Genomic DNA, 17,510 nt, shown 5'->3' with positions numbered 1-17,510 from the left:
TCTGATGGAGGGCGACGATGACCATCACTTCCACGAGTCTTGCCCGCAATCTGGCGACTTTGCTGGCTACTGTTGGCATCGTCACGCTTGCCCAAACGGCGCTAGCTCAGAACGCGACTCCATCTTCGCCCGGTGGCCTGCTCTCGCTGCCGGGGCCTGATTTTCACTTCAAGGGCGAGGTCGGCCGCACCTATCAGGACTCCGATCCCGCCACCTTTCCGCAGATCGTGCGCCCACCCAAGGGCGCGCCCAATATTGTTCTCATATTGCTCGACGATGTCGGCTTCGGACAATTCAGCGTATTCGGCGGCGGTGTGTTGTCGCCGAACATGGAGAAGCTTGCGGCGCAGGGCCTGCGCTACAATCGCTTCCACACCACGGCGCTGTGCTCGCCGACGCGGGCCGCCTTGCTCACCGGCCGCAATCACCACGCGACCGGGAACGGCAGCATCACCGAAGCCGCAACGGGATATGACGGCTACACCGGTATCATTCCGAAAAGCACCGGAACCGTCGCGGAAATCCTCCGCCAGTACGGCTACGCAACTGCGTGGGTCGGCAAGAACCACAACACCCCGGTTTGGGAAACCAGCGAGATCGGTCCGTTCGACCACTGGGCCAATGGACTCGGCTTCGACTATTTCTACGGCTTCAATTCCGGCGACACGAGTCAGTACGAGCCGATCCTTTACGAGAATCGCAACCGCGTCCCGCGGTCGACCGATCCGAACTATCACCTCTCCGCCGACATCGCCGACCACGCGATCGGCTGGATACAGAAGGTCAAGGTCATCGATCCTGACAGGCCATTCTTTCTTTATGTCGCCCCGGGCGCCACCCACTCGCCGCACCAGGCGCCGATGGAGTGGATCGACAAGTTCAAGGGCCAGTTCGACATGGGCTGGGACCGCTACCGCGAAATAACGTTCGAACGTCAGAAGCAGCTTGGCGTCATTCCGGCGGACGCCAAGCTCACGCCCCGTCCCGACGGCCTTCCGGCCTGGGACACGCTCAATGCCGACCAGAAACGCCTCTATGCGCGCATGATGGAAGTGTTCGCCGGCTACGGCGTGCAGGTCGACCACGAAATGGGGCGCGTGTTGGATGCGGTGGCCAAGCTTCCGGACGCCGACAACACGCTGATCCTCTTTCTCGTCGGCGACAATGGCGCCTCAGCGGAAGGCGGCCCAGAAGGCTCGACCAACGAGAACGCCTTTTTCAACAGCATTCTGGAGACGTGGCAGGACAACCTCAGGGTCATCGACGAACTTGGCGGTCCGAAGCACTTCAATCACTTCCCGTCCGCCTGGGCCTGGGCGATGAACACGCCGTTCCAGTGGACCAAGCAGGTCGCTTCCCATTTCGGCGGCACGCGCAATCCGATGATCGTCTGCTGGCCGGCAAAGATCACCGACAAGGGTGGCCTGCGAAGTCAGTTCCACCACGTCATCGACATCATGCCGACCTTGCTGGAAGTGGCCGGCGTGCAGGCGCCAGATGTTCTCAACGGCATTCCGCAGAAACCGATCGATGGTGTCAGTCTGGCGTACACTTTTGGGGACGCCAAGGCAGCGGACCGCCGCAAGACGCAGGTCTTCGAGATGGGCGTCAATCGCGGCATGTACCAGAACGGCTGGTTTGCCTCCTCGCTTTCCTTCGTTCCGTGGCAGCCGGTTCGCACCGGCTTCGACATCGATAAGGCGAAGTGGGAGCTGTACAACATCGACCGGGATTTCTCTCAGGCCGACGACCTCGCCACGAAAAATCCCGACAAGCTCCGGGCGTTGCAGGACCTGTGGTGGACGGAAGCCGCCCGCAACAACATCCTGCCGCTCGACTGGCGCGGCCCCGAGCGCATGTCGGTCGAACTAACCGGCAAGCCGAGCCTTGCCGCCGGGCGCAAGACATTCGTTTATGAGACGCCACTGGCGGCGCTCCCTGAAGCTGCCGCGCCCGACCTCAAGAACAAATCCTTCACGGTCACCGCCGAGGCGGAAATTCCGCCCGGGGGCGCGGACGGCATGATCTTCACCCAAGGCGGGTTCACTGGCGGCTGGGGCTTCTACATCCAACAGGGCAAGCTTGTCGGCTTGCACAGTCACGTCGCGCTCGAACGCTATCGCGTCGTGTCCACCGAGCCGGTGCCGACCGGCAAGGTCACCCTGGCGATGGACTTCAACTCAGACGGCGGTGGCATGGCGAAGGGCGGCACGATTACGCTGCTCGCCAATGGCAGAAAGATCGGCGAAGGCCGCGTCGAAAAGACGACGCCGTTCAAATACTCGCTCTACGAGGGGCAGGACATCGGCGAGGACAGCGGCTCACCGATCGACTTCAGCTACACGCCGCCGTTCAAGTTCACCGGCAAGCTTGGTCGCGTGACGGTGGAATTAAAGTGACGCATCTTTGACGAGACCGGCCGAGGAGATGCCGAAACACGGGAGAGCAATTATGACCATGACGAAAGGACTGTTGATGGGCGCTGCCGCCTTGGCCCTGCTGACAGCATCGCCATTCGCGCACGCGCAATCATCGCTGTCGATTCCCAGACCCGATCCTGAGTTCAAGGGCAAGGTCGGCGAGACGCTCAAGGATTCGATCCCGAGCTACCCGACGCCACTCAAGGCGCCGCAGGGCGCCCCGAACGTGCTCGTCATCCTGCTCGACGATGTGGGCTTTGGACACACAAACACGTTCGGCGGACCGGTCCCTACCCCAACGCTCGACCGACTGGCGAAGAATGGGCTGATGTACAACACCTTCCATACTACGGCTCTCTGCTCGCCCACGCGCGCCGCCTTGTTGACCGGCCGCAATCACCATTCGGCGGGGACGGGCGTGATTATCGAGCTCGGCACGGGGTACCCGGGTTACACCGGGATCATTCCGCAGAGCACCGCGATGGTGCCTGAAATCCTGCGCGCCAACGGCTACGCAACCGCGATGTTTGGCAAGGCGCACAACACACCGGAGATGGAAATCAGCCCGGCCGGCCCGTTCAACCGTTGGCCGACGGGCCAAGGATTCGATTACTTCTATGGCTTCAACCAAGGCGAGACCAGCCAGTGGTACCCAATACTCTACCGCAACACGGCTGCGGTCCAGCAACCCAAGTCCCCCGAGCAGGGCTATCACTTCACCGCCGACATGACCGATGAGGCCATCGCCTGGACGCGCAACACCCGCGCCGCCGACAAGGACAAACCATGGTTCGTTTACTATTCGGCCCCAGCAGCCCACGCGCCACACCACGCCCCGAAGGAATGGCGTGACAAGTTCAAGGGCAAGTTCGACTATGGCTGGGACAAGCAGCGCGAGATAACGTTCGCAAGACAGAAGGAACTCGGGGTTATCCCCGCGAACACGAAGCTCACCCCGCGGCCAAAAGAGATTCCTGCGTGGGACGACCAGTCCGCGGATGCGAAGCGCGTCTACACCCGCCTGATGGAGAACTACGCTGCCTATCTGGCTTATGCCGACGATCAGATTGGTCGGCTGATCGACAGCATCGATAAGGCCGGTGAACTAGACAACACGCTCATCTTCTACATCGTCGGTGACAATGGGCCGAGCGCCGAAGGCGGGCTGGAAGGAACGTTCAGTGAGGTCGCCAGCTTGGTTGGGTTCAATCCTGGACTATCCGCCATCGCCAATCGGATCGACCAGATCGGTGATCCGGAATCCGAACCGCACGTTCCCGTGGGCTGGGCGTGGGCGATGGCCACGCCGCTCCAATGGACCAAGCAGGTCGCCAGCCACTTCGGCGGCACCCGCAACCCGATGGTGGTCCATTGGCCCAACGGCATCAGGGCCAAGGGCGAACTCCGTACGCAGTTCCACCACGTCATCGACATCGTCCCGACCATCCTGGAAGCGGCCCACGTCGCCGCGCCGAGCGTCGTTAACGGCGCCGCGCAGAAGCCAATAGAGGGCGTCAGCATGATGTACTCCTTCGACGATGCGAAGGCGAAGAGCCGAAGGACGACGCAATACTTCGAGATGTTCGTCAACCGCGCGATTTACGACGACGGCTGGATAGCATGCAGCCGCTTCGGCGTGCCGTGGAACACGCTCGGACGGGAGGGCGACTTCCTCAATGCGCCGTGGGAGCTCTACAACATCGAGAGCGATTTCAGCGAGGCCGACGACCTTGCAGCCAAGACCCCGGAGAAGCTCAAGCAACTCCAGGCGCTCTTCGTAGACGAGGCGAAGAAGTATGACGTCTTCCCGCTCGACCCGCGATTCTCCGAGCGGATCGACCCTCGGAATCGGACCGCCGGGGAATTGCGGACAAGTTGGACGTACTACGGAAACAATGTCCGCTTGCCCGAGCAGATCGGCCCTGTAATCTACCCGAACTCGCACACGATCACTGCCGAACTCGCCATCCCGGAGAACGGTGCCGAGGGAGTGATCGTGGCCGATGGCGGCCTCAACGGCGGGGGGAGCCTGTATGTCCAGGACGGAAAGCTCACCTACCATTACAGCCTCGCCGACTTCGAACATAATACCGTGCAGGCCCGGGGTCCGCTCCCCAAAGGCAAGGTGGTCGTCAAGCTGGAGTATACCTCCAAGGGGCTAAAGCCCGGTGGCACGCTCAACAACGGGGCGACGATAAAGCTATTTGTGAACGGAACACTGGCGGGCGAGGGCACCGTCGGCTCGGCGATGATCCGCCAAGGAATCGAGCCGTTCGAGATCGGACGAGATTCCATCTCGCCGGTCAGCCCCGACTACAAGTCGAAGGGCGCATTCCCGTTTACAGGCACGATCGAGAAGGTTCAGTTCGATGCGACTTCGCAGCGACAATAGTAGTGCCATTTCTTCACTAAGGCCGGGCCGTCGGTCAAGTCAGCCTTCGTCGGCAATTCGAAATGGGAGCACGGCATGTGTTCGAACGACGATAGCGCCGACCTCGGCTCCCAAATGAATGTCGGCGCTCTCAGTCGTCGCAGCATCCTGCTCGGCGGCACCACGCTTGCTGCAGCATCCGCATTTGGCACCAGCGCGCCAATGAATGTCGCGCAGGCCCAGACGCCATCGATGCAGGCGAAGCCCAACATCCTGTTCATTCTCGTCGACAACCTCGGCTACGGCGAATTGGGCATCTATGGCGGCGGCGCGACACGCGGCGCACCGACGCCGCGCATCGATAAGCTTGCGAGCGAAGGTCTGCGCCTCACCAACATGAACATGGAGGCGCAGTGCACGCCGAGCCGGTCCGCCATCCTCACCGGACGTTATGCGATCCGCTCGGGCACCCATTCGGTGCCGTTCGGCGGCGTCGCGGACGGTCTCACGCAATGGGAAGTGACGATGGCTGAGTCGCTGTCGGCCGCGGGCTATGCGACGGCGTTGTATGGAAAATGGCACCTCGGCAGTCACGATGGTCGCCTGCCCAACGACCAGGGATTCGACGAGTGGTACGGCATCCCCCGCACCACCGACGAGGCGATGTGGCCGGGGTCGTCGGGCTATTCGCCTGACATCATGCCGCCGGAGCAGATCATGGAGGGACGCAAGGGCGAGAAGAGCCGCGAAGTAAAGCTGTACGACATCGAGCAGCGGCGGCTGATCGACGCCGAGATCACGCGACGTTCGATCGCGTTCATGGAACGCCAGTCACAGGCGCGAAAGCCCTTTTTCGCCTATGCGACCCTCACGCAGCCACATCTGCCGACGCTGCCGAATCCATCATTCGCCGGCAAGACCGGCAATGGCGACTGGGCCGACATGCTGGCCGAGATGGATCACAATGTCGGCGAGATGCTCGATGCCGTTGACCGGCTCGGCATCCGCGACAACACCATCGTGATCTTTGCAAGCGACAACGGGCCGGAATTCATCAAGCCGTGGGATGGCTGGGCGGGGCCTTGGCGCGGGCAATATTTCACCGCTTGGGAAGGCGGCATCCGCGTACCCTTCATGATCCGCTGGCCGGGCAAGGTGCCGGCCGGGCGGGTGAGCGATGAGATCGTTCACGCCGTCGATTTGTTTCCGACGCTGACTAGTATCGCCGGCGCAGCCGTACCGAAGGATCGGCCGATGGACGGCGTCGATCAATCGGATTTCTTCCTCGGCAGAAACGAAAAATCGGCACGTGAAGGAATCCTGATCTGGTGCGCGGATCGTCTCCAGGCCGTGAAATGGAAAAATTTCAAGGTGCACTTCTACCAGCAGGAGACGATGGTTTCTCCGCCGGTCAAGCTCGCGATACCGCTGCTGTTCAATCTCTACACTAACCCGCGCGAGGATCAGGACAAGGTCATCACCGATAGCTGGGTGTTCGGCCCGGTGTTGAAGATGGTGGGCGAATTCGAGGCCAGCGTGAAGAAGTACCCGTTGATCGCCATGGGAACGCCCGATCCGTACACGCCGCCACGCTGACGCGTATTGCATGGCTTTTTGCCCGACGGGCAAATCACTCGGTCGAGTGCGTCGCCCCGTTGTCGAGTCATTTTTTTATCTCGACGCGAAATATTTCTGTTCATCCCGTCGGGCAAATCAAAAGTATAACTCCCGCCATCCCGTTCCTCACGAGGGGCGTTGGCCATCGTCACGAACGTGGGACGGGATGCGGTGGACGCGGCAGCGTCGGCGCGAAACGGTGGTCGCAGGGCGAGTTTCTCGTGAGCGATCAACCGGCGCGCAGGACGAACGGCGCAGACGCGTACGGCAAAAGCGTGTGGTCCTGGCACCCGTTGCTGGTGTCAAGTCGGCGAAGGTTTCGTCAGCCCAACCGGGCCTGGCAAAACCGTCAATTCGCCGACGACGGTGACAAGACGAATTCGTCGCCGGGGAGAGCGCGCCATAAGCCGTAAAGCCATTGCGCGGGGGATGCCGGAGTGTTTCCGCTGAACCTGTATGCTCGTGTGCGCATTTCTCGTGCACATTGCACACGAGACCGCGGGTGCAGCGCGCACCCGGCATTCCCTGCGCCCTCTTCGAGGGAGAACGTTCGTGCAAAGCTCGGGCAGATCGTGCCGCGGGAATGCGAAGCCACATCAGTTCCCTGCTTCCGCAACAACGAGCCGGAAATATACGGGCCCGCATGTCGCCTGAATGTCGCATCGCGCTGTTACGCCATGGTGGGGCGTGCCACTGATTCTCGTCATTGATTCCCGGTCATCGGTCGCGTGAATCGTCATCGCCTTGTCACAGGGATCTGGTAGGTGCACTGGCATGGGAAGTGACTCCTCGAGTGAAGAGAGCCCCGAGCGGCGCTTTCGCACTTTGTTTATCTCCGACGTCCATCTCGGAGCCCGCGGTTCGCAAGCCGACCAATTGCTCGACTTCCTCCGCTCTCACGACGCCGACACGATCTACCTGGTCGGCGATATCGTCGACGGCTGGGCGCTGAAATCCAACTGGTATTGGCCGCAATCGCACAACGACTTCGTGCAGAAGATGCTGCGCAAGGCACGCAAGGGCGCCAAGGTCATCTACGTGCCGGGCAACCACGACGAGTTCCTGCGGAACTATTACGGCACGCATTTCGGCGGCATCGATGTGGTGGAAAACACCATCCATGAGGGCGCCGACGGCAAGCGCTACCTCATCATCCACGGCGATATCTTCGATCTCGTGGTGCAGAACGCGCGCTGGCTCGCCCATCTCGGCGACAAGGCCTACGATTTCGCGATTCAGATGAACCGCCTCGTCAACTTCTTCCGCCGCATGTTCGGCGTGCCCTATTGGTCGCTGTCGCAATGGGCCAAGTTGAAGGTCAAGAACGCCGTGAACTATATCGGCGCGTTCGAGAAAACGCTGGCGGCCGAGGCGCGGCGTCACGGCGCCGACGGTGTGATCTGCGGCCATATCCATTATGCCACCATCCGTGACGAGCACGGCATCCGCTACATGAACTGCGGCGACTGGGTGGAAAGCTGCACCGCGCTCGCCGAGCACGAGGACGGCCAGTTCGAAATCATCACCTGGACCGATCCGCTGCGCCGGATCGCCCCGGTTCCCCGCGTCGCGGCGCGCGCCCCATGACGCATATCCTGGTCGCGACCGATGCTTGGCATCCCCAGGTCAACGGGGTGGTCCGGACGCTGGCCATGATGGCGCAGGCGGCGAAGGGCTTTGGCGTCGATGTCTCTTTCCTGACGCCGCAATCGTTTCGCACCTTTGCGATGCCGAGCTATCCCGATCTGCGCCTCGCGTTGCCGTATCCGGCCAAGATCGCCGAACTGATCGAAGCGGCAAAGCCCGACAGCATTCATATCGCGACCGAAGGTCCGGTCGGGTTGCTGGTGCGGCGCTATTGTCGCAAGCATGGCTTGCCGTTCACCACGAGCTTCCACACCCGGTTCCCGGAATACGTCTCTGCGCGTTCGCCGATTCCGGAAGCATGGGTCTGGCGGGCGCTGCGCTGGTTCCACCGGCCGAGCCAGGCGGTGATGGCGGCAACGACGGCGCTCGCCATCGAACTGCGCATGCGCGGCTTTCGTAACGTGGTGCTGTGGTCGCGTGGCGTCGACACCGCCCTGTTTCATCCGCGTGCCGTCGATCTTTGCCTGCCGCAGCCGGTGTTTCTGAGCGTCGGCCGCGTCGCGGTGGAGAAGAATCTCGAGGCCTTCCTCGATCTGGATCTGCCCGGCACCAAGCTCGTGGTCGGCGACGGACCGGCGCGCGCCGCGCTGGAGCGGAAATATCCGAAAGCCGTGTTTCTGGGCGCCCGTCATGGCGACGAACTGGCGGAGATCTATGCCGCCGCCGATGTGTTCGTGTTCCCGAGCAAGACCGACACCTTTGGGCTTGTGCTGCTCGAAGCGCTGGCCAGCGGCCTGCCGGTTGCCGCTTTTCCGGTCACCGGGCCCCGCGACGTGATCGGTGCTGCGCCGGTCGGTGTCCTCGACGACGATCTGGGGGCGGCCTGTCTGGAAGCGCTGCAAATTTCGCCGCAGAGCTGCACCGAATTTGCCGCAGCCCATACCTGGGAAGCCTCGGCGCGCGTCTTTGTCGAGCACGCCCTGAACGTTCGGGCGCTCGATCCGGAAGGCGAAGCGGTCGAATTCGTCGCCGAAGGCCCGCATTTCGCCGCCTGATTTCACAGGAATGCGTCTTGCCCGCGCCTCGGCCGGCGCGATACAAAGCTGACATGACAGAACCAGCCCCACATGCAGCGGTCGAAGCTGCGGATATCGATGCGGCGGCGCGGGTGGTTGCCCCATTCGCGGTACGGACGCCGCTGTTGTCATTCCCCGTTCTCAACGAGCGCGTCGGAACCAAAGTGTTCCTGAAACCGGAGATGCTGCAGCGGACCGGGTCGTTCAAGTTCCGCGGCGCCTTCAACAAGCTGTCGTCAATCCCGTTAGGTTCGCGCAGTGGCGGCGTGGTCGCGTTCTCGTCCGGCAACCACGCCCAGGGCGTGGCGGCGGCGGCCCAGATCCTGAACATGCAGGCGACCATCGTCATGCCCAAGGATTCGCCGCTCACCAAGCGTGAGCGCACCAAGGCCTATGGCGCCGAGGTCGTGCTCTACGACCGGGACAAGGAAGACCGCGAAGCCATCGCCAACGGCATCGCCGCCAAGCGCGGCGCGACGCTGGTGCGTCCCTATGACGATCCCTTCGTGATCGCGGGCCAGGGCACCGCGGGCCGCGAAATCGCCGAGGACATGATGGCGCTCGGGCTTTCGCCCGACATCGTGATTGCGCCGGCGTCCGGCGGCGGGCTGATCGCCGGCGTGGCGACTGCGGTCAAGGCCAAATTCCCGCAAGCCCAGGTGATCGTCGCCGAACCGGAGGGGTATGACGATCACGGCCTCTCGCTCCGTGCCGGGCACCGCGAAGCCCATCACGCCGCCGGCCGCACCATCTGCGATGCGCTGATGGCCCAGATGCCCGGCGAGATGACGTTTTCGATCAACAGCAAGCTATTGGCAAAGGGCGTGACGGCCTCCGACGCGGAAGTCGGCGCCGCGGTTGCGTTCGCCTACCGCGAGCTGAAGCTCGTGGTCGAGCCTGGCGGCGCCGTCGGTCTCGCCGCACTGCTCGCGGGCCGGATCGACGTCAAGGGCAAGAACGTCGTCATCGTCCTCTCCGGCGGCAATGTCGACGCGGATCTGTTCGCCAAGCTGGTGGCCTGAGGCCGGATCGTTACGGCTGGGAAATTTCGATGCGGTCTGGATAGATTGATCGTGGGCACGCTAGGGCGACGCGCTCTGATGTACGTGACGCGAGTCACTATGACAGCCGATCGTCATTGCGAGCCAACGGGTCGGCGCGAAGCGCCGCCCGATGACAGGCTCCGCGAAGCAATCCATGCTGCCACACAAAGAAAGAATGGATTGCTTCGTCGCTGCGCTCCTCGCAATGACGGACGGCCGTCTACGAGAAGAACGCGATCTTCTCGGCCTGGCTCATGCGCCGGATCGGGGCCAGCGGGTCGTTGGCCGCACCACCGGGCTTTCGCAACATGCCGCTGGCGATGATGCTCGAGCCCAGCGACATTTCAATCGCCGGTTCGGGCGCAGCTTTGACGGCCGCCTGCGCCGGCATTTCGGCCATCGGCTCCGCCGGTTCGGCGACGATCGGCTCGGGCGCCTCGGCTGCGATCTCGAACTCGGCCGGCGCCAGTTCGGTGATGTGCGCCTCTTCGGCGATCATGGTCGCGGTATCGTCGATCTCGAATTCGTCGGGCGCGCCCATCTCCTGCGCGATGAGGTCGAGCACCGCCTCGTCATGCGCGTCGGCGGCAGCGTCGGTGACTTCAGCCACCTCGGCGGCTTCCGCCTGTGCCAGCGCGGCTTCCGCCTCTGCTGACGCCAGCTCGGCCGCGGGGGCCAAAGAGCTTGTCGGGGCTTCCGCAGCTATCTCGACCGGAGCCACCTCAACCGGATCCGCTTCGATCGTCTCGGCGACAGCTTGCCGCGGGGCCGGGGAGGGCGAGGCAACCGCCACTGTCTCGGAAACCGCAGCTTCGGCAACCAGCGCGTCGGCAACGGCCGCCTCGGCGACCAGTGTAGGTGCCGCGTCGTCGCTGAATTCCGCGAGCCGGCCTGCAATGGCAGCGAACGCCGCGTGCAGCGCCGCTCGGGCCTCCTCGGCGGAGATTTCTCCGGCGCCCGCCTCGATGACGGCGACCTGCGAATCGATCAGGTCGCAGATTCGCCCGTCATTGCCGATTTCCCGCAATCGCCAGGCGATCTCCCGAATCACCCGCGCGCCCTTGCGGACCGGCGCGAGTTTTTGCTCCAGCGCCAGCGCATCGAGCGCCTCGGTCGCGGACGTCTGTGCCGAACCGACCGCGCTTTGGATCACCGCCAAGGCCTCAGCCAGTTTGGCTTCAGCTAATTTGGCTTCAGCTGATTTGACTTCGGCCAATTTGGCTGCAGCAAGTCTGGCTTCTTCCAGCCCGGCATTTGCCGCGATCGCAGCCGCCAGTTGCTGCTGCGCGGCAAGGCTTGCTTCGCTCTGAAGGCTGTCTTCCTTCTGCGCGGCCAGGCTTTGTTCGATCCGCGCCACCGCGTCCAGCACCATGCGGGTGTCGGCATTGCGGTTGCGCTTGGCGTATTCGCCGAGAAACCAGCGGCCCCGCGAAGTCTCCATGAAGGCTTCGCTGATCGCGGCATAGTCCTCCTCGCCCGGCTGCACCGCGCGGGCTGAAATCGGCGATAAGGCGAATGCTTCTTCGGCCATGCTAAACTCTGCGCGCAAATCACTACGCGTTACGCTAACGATCATCACGATATCAAGCGAATCGCAATTGAATTGATGCCGAGCGAATCACAAATCCCCATCGCTTCTCAGGCGGCATCGAAGCGATTCGCGACGCGGCTGGCGCTGTTTTACGCCGCGCTGTTCGGCATGATGGGGACCCATCTGCCGTTTTTCACGGTGTGGTTGAAGGCGGTCGGGATCGACGCCTTCTGGATCGGGATCATCACCGCGGTGCCGCCGGTCACGCGATTTACCGTGCTTCCCCTCGTGACCGGCTTTGCCGAGCGGCGCCAGATGCTGCGCGGCGCGATCATCGTCACGGGATTTGCAACCGCGCTCGGGTTTCTGGTCATGGGAACCCGGCAACTGCCGCTGCTGGTGTTGCTCGTCTACGCCGTCACCTGCTGCCTGTGGACGCCGATGGTGCCGCTGACGGATGCTTATGCGCTGCGCGGCGTCAGGCTTTACGGCCTCAATTACGGACCGCTGCGGCTGTGGGGCTCGGCCGCGTTCGTCGCCGGTGCGCTGGTCTGCGGGCTATTGGTCGATGTCATCGCCGCCAAAAACCTGATCTGGGTCATTGCGTCGGTGGCGGCGCTCAGCGCGCTCGTCGGCCTCGGACTTCAGCCGCTCGGCCAGCCCAGGGCGGCCCAACCTGCGGTGCAAGGCGCGCGCGCCTTGCTGCGCGATCGCGGGTTTCTCGCCATCATCGTCACCTCGGCGCTGATCCAGAGCAGCCATTCGGCCTATTACATCTTCGCGTCCATCGCCTGGCAGCAGGCGGGATTTGGCGGGTTGACGATCGCGGGCCTGTGGGCATTGGGCGTGCTCGCCGAAATCGCGCTGTTTGCGCTGTCGCCGCGGTTTACGCTGCCGCCTTCGCTGCTGGTGGTGATATCGGCACTCTGTGCGGTCGCGCGCTGGGTGATCACCGCGCAGGATCCGCCGATCGCGGTACTCGCGGTCGTTCAACTCCTGCACGGGCTGACCTTTGGGCTGACGCAAGTCGGCATCATGGGGCTGATGGTGCGTCACGTGCCCGGCCATGTGATGGCGCGGGGCCAGGGTTACCTCGCGGCCTGCAGCGGCATCGTCGCCGGCTTGACGTCGATCCTGTCGGGTCTGGTCTATGCGCAGTTCGGGCAGGGTGTCTACTACATGATGGCCGCGATGGCGGCTTCAGGTGCGCTGGTGATGTGGCTGGCGCGAACAGGTCTCGCCGATCATCCCCACAGTGAAGCTTCCGGCGGATGAACGAGGCTGCCGTCATAGCGCAGACCGCCGTCGCGGTCGTGCGCCAGCAGCAAGGGCCCATCGAGATCGACAAAGCGCGCCTGCGGCGTCAGCAGCATCGCCGGCGCCATCGCAAGCGAGGTCGCGACCATGCAGCCGACCATGATTTCAAAGCCGAGTGCACGCGCGGCGTCCGCCATCGCCAGTGCCTCCGTCAGCCCGCCGGTCTTGTCGAGCTTGATGTTGACGGCGTCATAACGCTCGCGAAGGCCCTCAAGCGAAGCGCGGTCATGCACGCTCTCGTCGGCGCAGACGGCGAGCGGCCGCCTGATGCGCGCCAGCGCCTCATCCTTTCCCGCCGGCAAGGGCTGCTCAACCAAGGTCACGCCGACCGCGGCGCAGGCGGCCAGGTTCCGCTCGAGATTGTCCGGTGTCCACGCCTCGTTGGCGTCCACGATCAGTTCGGATTCGGGCGCGGCCTTGCGTACCGCGGCGATCCGCACCCCGTCGCCATCGCCCCCGAGCTTGATCTTGAGCAGCGGCCGGCGCGCCGCTTTGGCGGTTGCGGCGGCCATCGCCTCCGGCGTTCCCAGCGAAATGGTATAGGCCGTGGTGCAGGGCCGCGGCGCCGCGCGGCGGAGCAGGCGCCAGGCCCGCTCCCCCCTACCTTTGGCCTCGAGGTCGAACAGCGCGCAATCCAGCGCGTTGCGGGCGGCGCCCGCTTGCATCGCGGACTGCAGCCCTTTGCGGTCGAGGCCTGCCAAAAGCGGTTCCCGCATCGCCTGGAGGGCGGCCAGGGTCGCCTCCGGGGTCTCGCCGTAGCGGGGATAGGGTACGCATTCGCCGCGCCCGGTCAGGCCGCCGTGGCTGACTTCGGCCACCACCGTCACGGCCTCGGTCTTGGCGCCCCGGCTGATGGTGAAGGCGCCCGCGATCGGCCAGCGTTCGATCCGGGCGGCAAGCTGGCGGGATTTGCTGGAAGTCATTTTAAAATCTGGCAATTTTCTGAACCACAAGCTTGCTAGGTGCAACCAACTATGGCTGGTTAATGACGGATTCTACAAGGCAATGCGGCGTGCCGAATCATTCCTTTTCGATTGACTGCGGCCCGGCCGAGGGGTGAGCATTTTGAACGGCGACCCGACACTGGAGCGGATAGCCCAGGGCAACGGACTGGCGCTGTGTGCGGCAGGTTCGTGGACGGCTCGCTTTGCTCCGCTGCTGGAGCAGATGGTGGCCGACGCTGAAAAGCTCGTCGGCAGCCGGCCCAATATCTTCATCGACGTCTCGCAGGTCTCGAAACTCGATACGTTTGGCGCCTGGCTGATCGAGCGGCTGCGCCGCAGCCTGAGCCAGAGCGGCGTCGAGGCAAAGATCGCCGGGCTTTCGGCCAATTATTCGAGCCTGGTCGACGAGGTGCGCCGGGTGAAAGCCGGCCCCGTCGTCGAAACCAGCGCGGTGACGATATCCGGCATGCTGGAGCAGATCGGCCGCAGCGTCGCCGGTATCGGCGGGACCCTGGTCGGATTGATCGACATGCTCGGCGCGGTGCTCGCCGCGACCGGCCGCGTGATCATCCACCCCCGCGGCTTCCGCCTGACCTCGACCGTGCATCACATGGAGCAGGTGTGCTGGCGCGCGGTGCCGATCGTGGTGCTGATCACGTTCCTGATCGGCTGCATCATCTCGCAGCAGGGCATCTTCCATTTCCGCAAATTCGGCGCCGACATCTTTGTCGTCGACATGCTCGGCGTGCTGGTGCTGCGCGAGATCGGCGTGCTCTTGGTCGCAATCATGGTCGCGGGCCGCTCGGGCTCGGCCTACACCGCCGAACTCGGCTCGATGAAGATGCGCGAGGAGATCGACGCACTGCGCACCATGGGTTTTGATCCGATCGAAGTCCTGATCCTGCCGCGCATGCTGGCGCTGGTGCTGGCGCTGCCGATCCTGGCCTTCCTCGGCGCGATGGCCGCACTTTATGGCGGCGGCCTCGTCGCGTGGCTCTACGGCGGCGTCGATCCGGAAGCCTTCCTGCTGCGGCTCCGTGACGCGATTTCGATCGATCATTTCATCGTCGGCATCATCAAGGCGCCGGTGATGGCGGCGGTGATCGGCATCGTCGCCTGTGTCGAGGGCCTTGCGGTGCAGGGCAGCGCCGAGTCGCTCGGGCAGCACACGACCTCCTCGGTGGTGAAGGGAATCTTCTTCGTCATCGTCATGGACGGCGTGTTTGCGATCTTCTTCGCCTCGATCGGAATGTGACCATGGCGCCCGAAATTGCCGATGCGATCATCCGGGTCCGCGACATCACCGTGCAGTTCGGCCCGACGCGGGTGCTCGACGGGCTCAATCTCGACGTCAAGCGCGGCGAGATTCTCGGCTTCGTCGGCCCGTCGGGTGCGGGCAAATCGGTGCTGACGCGCACCATCATCGGCCTCGTGCCCAAGGTCGCTGGCCGCATCGAAGTGTTCGGGATAGATCTCGATGCCGCGGACGCCAAGACGCGGCGCGGTGTCGAGCGGCGCTGGGGCATCCTGTTCCAGCAGGGCGCGCTGTTCTCCTCGCTCACGGTGCGGCAGAACATCCAGTTTCCGGTGCGCGAATATCTCAACGTCTCGCAGCGGCTGCTCGACGAGATCATGGTGGCCAAGCTCGGCATGGTGGGCCTGAAGCCGGAGGTCGCCGACCGTTTTCCATCCGAGCTTTCCGGCGGCATGATCAAGCGCGTAGCGCTGGCGCGCGCGCTCGCGCTCGATCCGGAGCTGGTTTTCCTGGATGAGCCAACCTCGGGCCTCGATCCGATCGGCGCTGGCGACTTCGACGAACTGGTCCGCACCCTGCAGCGTACTTTGGGGCTGACCGTTTTCATGGTAACCCACGACCTCGATAGCCTTTATACGGCCTGCGACCGCATCGCCGTTTTAGGGAACGGTAAGATCATTGCAGCAGGTTCGATTGCCGACATGCAGGCCTCGCAGCATCCCTGGCTGCGGCAATATTTCCACGGCAAGCGCGCCCGCGCGGTGATGGGCTAGAGCGTTTTCGAGCGAAATGCGCGTCTAAAAGCTGAATTCAAAGGCGTGGTTCTGATCCCAGCAGAACCGGGCCTCCAGTACCGGAGTAATTGATGGAAACGCGGGCGAACTACGTCCTGATCGGAGCCTTCACGCTGGCGGTGATCGCCGCGGCGTTCGGCTTCGTGCTCTGGTTCCAGAGCCTGCACACCACCAAGGCGCGCAGCCCGATCCGGATCATCTTCGAGGGCCCGGCGTCCGGCCTGCGCAACGGCGGCAGCGTCAATTTCAATGGTATTCGAATAGGGGAGGTGATCTCGGTTAAGCTCGACAACCCGCGTCGTGTGGTCGCACTCGCGATGGTGGAGAACAACGCCCCGATCCGCAAGGACACCCTGGTCGGCCTCGAATTCCAGGGACTCACGGGTGTGGCCGCAATATCGCTCAAGGGCGGCGAGGAGGCGGCGCCTGCGGTCCCCCTCGACGAGGACGGCGTGCCGATCCTCACCGCCGATCCCAACGCGCTGCAGGACGTCACCGAGGCCATTCGCGGCACGCTGCAGAACGTCAACCGCATCGTCGCCGACAACCAGGAATCGGTCAAAAACTCGCTGCGGAATCTCGAGACGTTCACCGCTGCGCTGGCGCGCAATTCCGAGAAGATCGACAACGTCATGCTCAAGGTCGACGGCGTGATGGGCAAGGCCGACAATCTGATGCTCGGGCTCAACACCATCGCGGGCGGCAACGCCGGCGGCGAGCTGTCATCGATGGTGAAGTCGATCCGCGAACTGGCCGACGATTTCGACAAGCGCTCCGGCGCGTTGATGACCGATGGCCGGCGGACGCTGGGCGACATCAGCCGCGCCGTCAACAACCTCGACCGCAATCCGACCCGGCTATTGTTCGGCGCCGGCAACAGCAACAACGCAGCACCTGCGGAAGCGCCACCGAAGCCGGCGGCCGGCGAGAGGAAGCGGCAGTAGGGATTGTTCTCTTCGGCTTAGTGTCGAAGAGATAGTGGATCAGAAGCCAATCTTGCGGCCGGTGGCACGCGAACAGGACAGATTGAGATCTGCACCGATCAGCGGCGAGTTGCGTAGCGCGGCAACAGTACCACCCTTCTTTGGTGGTTCGCTCATGAGCGCCTGACGGACAGACGCTCGAATCCGCGCCGCATCGGGACCGCCTTCAGCAAGTTGCTTTGCTAGAGACCTGATAAGCTCGCGGTCGGCATCGAGCCCGCGAACCTCAAACCGCGCCATGCGGCGCTTGACCAGCCGGGTCGGATCGTTGCGCGGCGTTTGCTTCTGTGCCCTGTTGCCCATGGTCGGCTCTCAGGCATGTGATCTACGTCGAGAAACGGGCCAGCTCATGGTTTTGCCAATCTGCTCGACGGGCCACTCTACGGCCCCGTGACAGAAAACTCTAATCCATCAGAGGTTCTGTTGACGAATAAGCGCGTCCCATCATCAAACTCGATCAATATCTCATCAGGTCGATGACGCCTTACAATCCTGATGGCCTTCGCGTTAAGCAGATCGGTTAGTTGCGCCGCCTCATTTTCCAGGTCAGCCATTTAGCTTTCCCTCGCCGA

The 17,510-nt window shown here is 63.4% G+C and carries 14 protein-coding genes; 10 read left to right on the top strand and 4 right to left on the bottom strand.

The window, feature by feature from the left end:
- The first annotated feature begins 17 nt into the window (after nt 1-17).
- The 6 genes from NL528_RS31115 to NL528_RS31090 all read left to right on the top strand — a co-directional run bounded on the left by NL528_RS31115 (nt 18) and on the right by NL528_RS31090 (nt 10,093).
- Complete coding sequence (locus tag NL528_RS31115; RefSeq protein WP_309178194.1) at nt 18-2,399, top strand: arylsulfatase; 2,382 nt, start codon at nt 18-20, stop codon at nt 2,397-2,399.
- 52 nt (nt 2,400-2,451) lie between these two features.
- Nucleotides 2,452-4,812, top strand: coding sequence for an arylsulfatase (locus tag NL528_RS31110; RefSeq protein WP_309178193.1), 2,361 nt, complete (start codon nt 2,452-2,454; stop codon nt 4,810-4,812).
- A 75-nt stretch (nt 4,813-4,887) separates the two neighbouring features.
- Nucleotides 4,888-6,387, top strand: coding sequence for an arylsulfatase (locus NL528_RS31105; protein WP_309178192.1), 1,500 nt, complete (start codon nt 4,888-4,890; stop codon nt 6,385-6,387).
- Nucleotides 6,388-7,182: 795 nt separating this feature from the next.
- Complete coding sequence (locus NL528_RS31100; RefSeq protein WP_309178191.1) at nt 7,183-7,995, top strand: UDP-2,3-diacylglucosamine diphosphatase; 813 nt, start codon at nt 7,183-7,185, stop codon at nt 7,993-7,995.
- Nucleotides 7,992-9,050, top strand: a complete 1,059-nt coding sequence (locus NL528_RS31095; protein WP_309178190.1) for a glycosyltransferase family 1 protein — start codon at nt 7,992-7,994, stop codon at nt 9,048-9,050. The genes NL528_RS31100 and NL528_RS31095 overlap by 4 nt, the downstream gene beginning before the upstream one ends.
- A gap of 53 nt (nt 9,051-9,103) precedes the next feature.
- Nucleotides 9,104-10,093, top strand: a complete 990-nt coding sequence (locus NL528_RS31090) for a threonine/serine dehydratase (protein WP_309178189.1) — start codon at nt 9,104-9,106, stop codon at nt 10,091-10,093.
- A 241-nt stretch (nt 10,094-10,334) separates the two neighbouring features.
- Here the strand turns inward: NL528_RS31090 and NL528_RS31085 are convergent, their stop codons facing one another.
- Nucleotides 10,335-11,645 (bottom strand): hypothetical protein, encoded by a 1,311-nt coding sequence (locus NL528_RS31085; RefSeq protein ID WP_309178188.1) that lies wholly within the window; start codon nt 11,643-11,645, stop codon nt 10,335-10,337.
- A gap of 75 nt (nt 11,646-11,720) precedes the next feature.
- On the opposite strand from NL528_RS31085, the gene NL528_RS31080 reads away from it, so the two are divergent.
- Nucleotides 11,721-12,920 carry an MFS transporter gene (locus NL528_RS31080; RefSeq protein ID WP_309178187.1) on the top strand — a complete coding sequence of 400 codons (1,200 nt, stop codon included), beginning with the start codon at nt 11,721-11,723 and terminating at the stop codon, nt 12,918-12,920.
- Here the strand turns inward: NL528_RS31080 and dgcA are convergent.
- Nucleotides 12,890-13,885 carry an N-acetyl-D-Glu racemase DgcA gene (gene dgcA, locus NL528_RS31075; protein WP_309178186.1) on the bottom strand — a complete coding sequence of 332 codons (996 nt, stop codon included), beginning with the start codon at nt 13,883-13,885 and terminating at the stop codon, nt 12,890-12,892. The two genes, NL528_RS31080 and dgcA, sit on opposite strands and share 31 nt — an antisense overlap.
- Nucleotides 13,886-14,027: 142 nt before the next feature.
- Between dgcA and NL528_RS31070 the strand changes: the two genes are divergently transcribed.
- The 3 genes from NL528_RS31070 (at nt 14,028) to NL528_RS31060 (ending at nt 16,899) form a co-directional block, all read left to right on the top strand.
- Nucleotides 14,028-15,161 (top strand): MlaE family lipid ABC transporter permease subunit, encoded by a 1,134-nt coding sequence (locus NL528_RS31070; protein WP_309185086.1) that lies wholly within the window; start codon nt 14,028-14,030, stop codon nt 15,159-15,161.
- Nucleotides 15,162-15,163: 2 nt separating this feature from the next.
- Nucleotides 15,164-15,934 carry an ABC transporter ATP-binding protein gene (locus tag NL528_RS31065; RefSeq protein ID WP_309178185.1) on the top strand — a complete coding sequence of 257 codons (771 nt, stop codon included), beginning with the start codon at nt 15,164-15,166 and terminating at the stop codon, nt 15,932-15,934.
- Between the two features lie 92 nt (nt 15,935-16,026).
- Nucleotides 16,027-16,899 (top strand): MlaD family protein, encoded by an 873-nt coding sequence (locus tag NL528_RS31060; RefSeq protein WP_309178184.1) that lies wholly within the window; start codon nt 16,027-16,029, stop codon nt 16,897-16,899.
- 39 nt (nt 16,900-16,938) lie between these two features.
- Here NL528_RS31060 and NL528_RS31055 read toward each other — a convergent pair whose 3' ends face one another.
- Both NL528_RS31055 and NL528_RS31050 read right to left on the bottom strand, forming a co-directional pair.
- Nucleotides 16,939-17,241, bottom strand: a complete 303-nt coding sequence (locus NL528_RS31055) for a hypothetical protein (RefSeq protein ID WP_309178183.1) — start codon at nt 17,239-17,241, stop codon at nt 16,939-16,941.
- 77 nt (nt 17,242-17,318) lie between these two features.
- The gene (locus NL528_RS31050; RefSeq protein ID WP_309178181.1) at nt 17,319-17,492 is read right to left on the bottom strand and encodes a hypothetical protein; all 174 of its coding nucleotides are present in this window, start codon (nt 17,490-17,492) and stop codon (nt 17,319-17,321) included.
- Nucleotides 17,493-17,510 lie beyond the last annotated feature (18 nt).

The sequence above is a fragment of the Bradyrhizobium sp. Ash2021 genome, from assembly GCF_031202265.1.
Classification (GTDB): Bacteria; Pseudomonadota; Alphaproteobacteria; order Rhizobiales; family Xanthobacteraceae; genus Bradyrhizobium.
The sequence above is the reverse complement of the archived record's forward strand: the minus strand, read 5'-3'. Positions and strand labels throughout refer to the sequence as shown.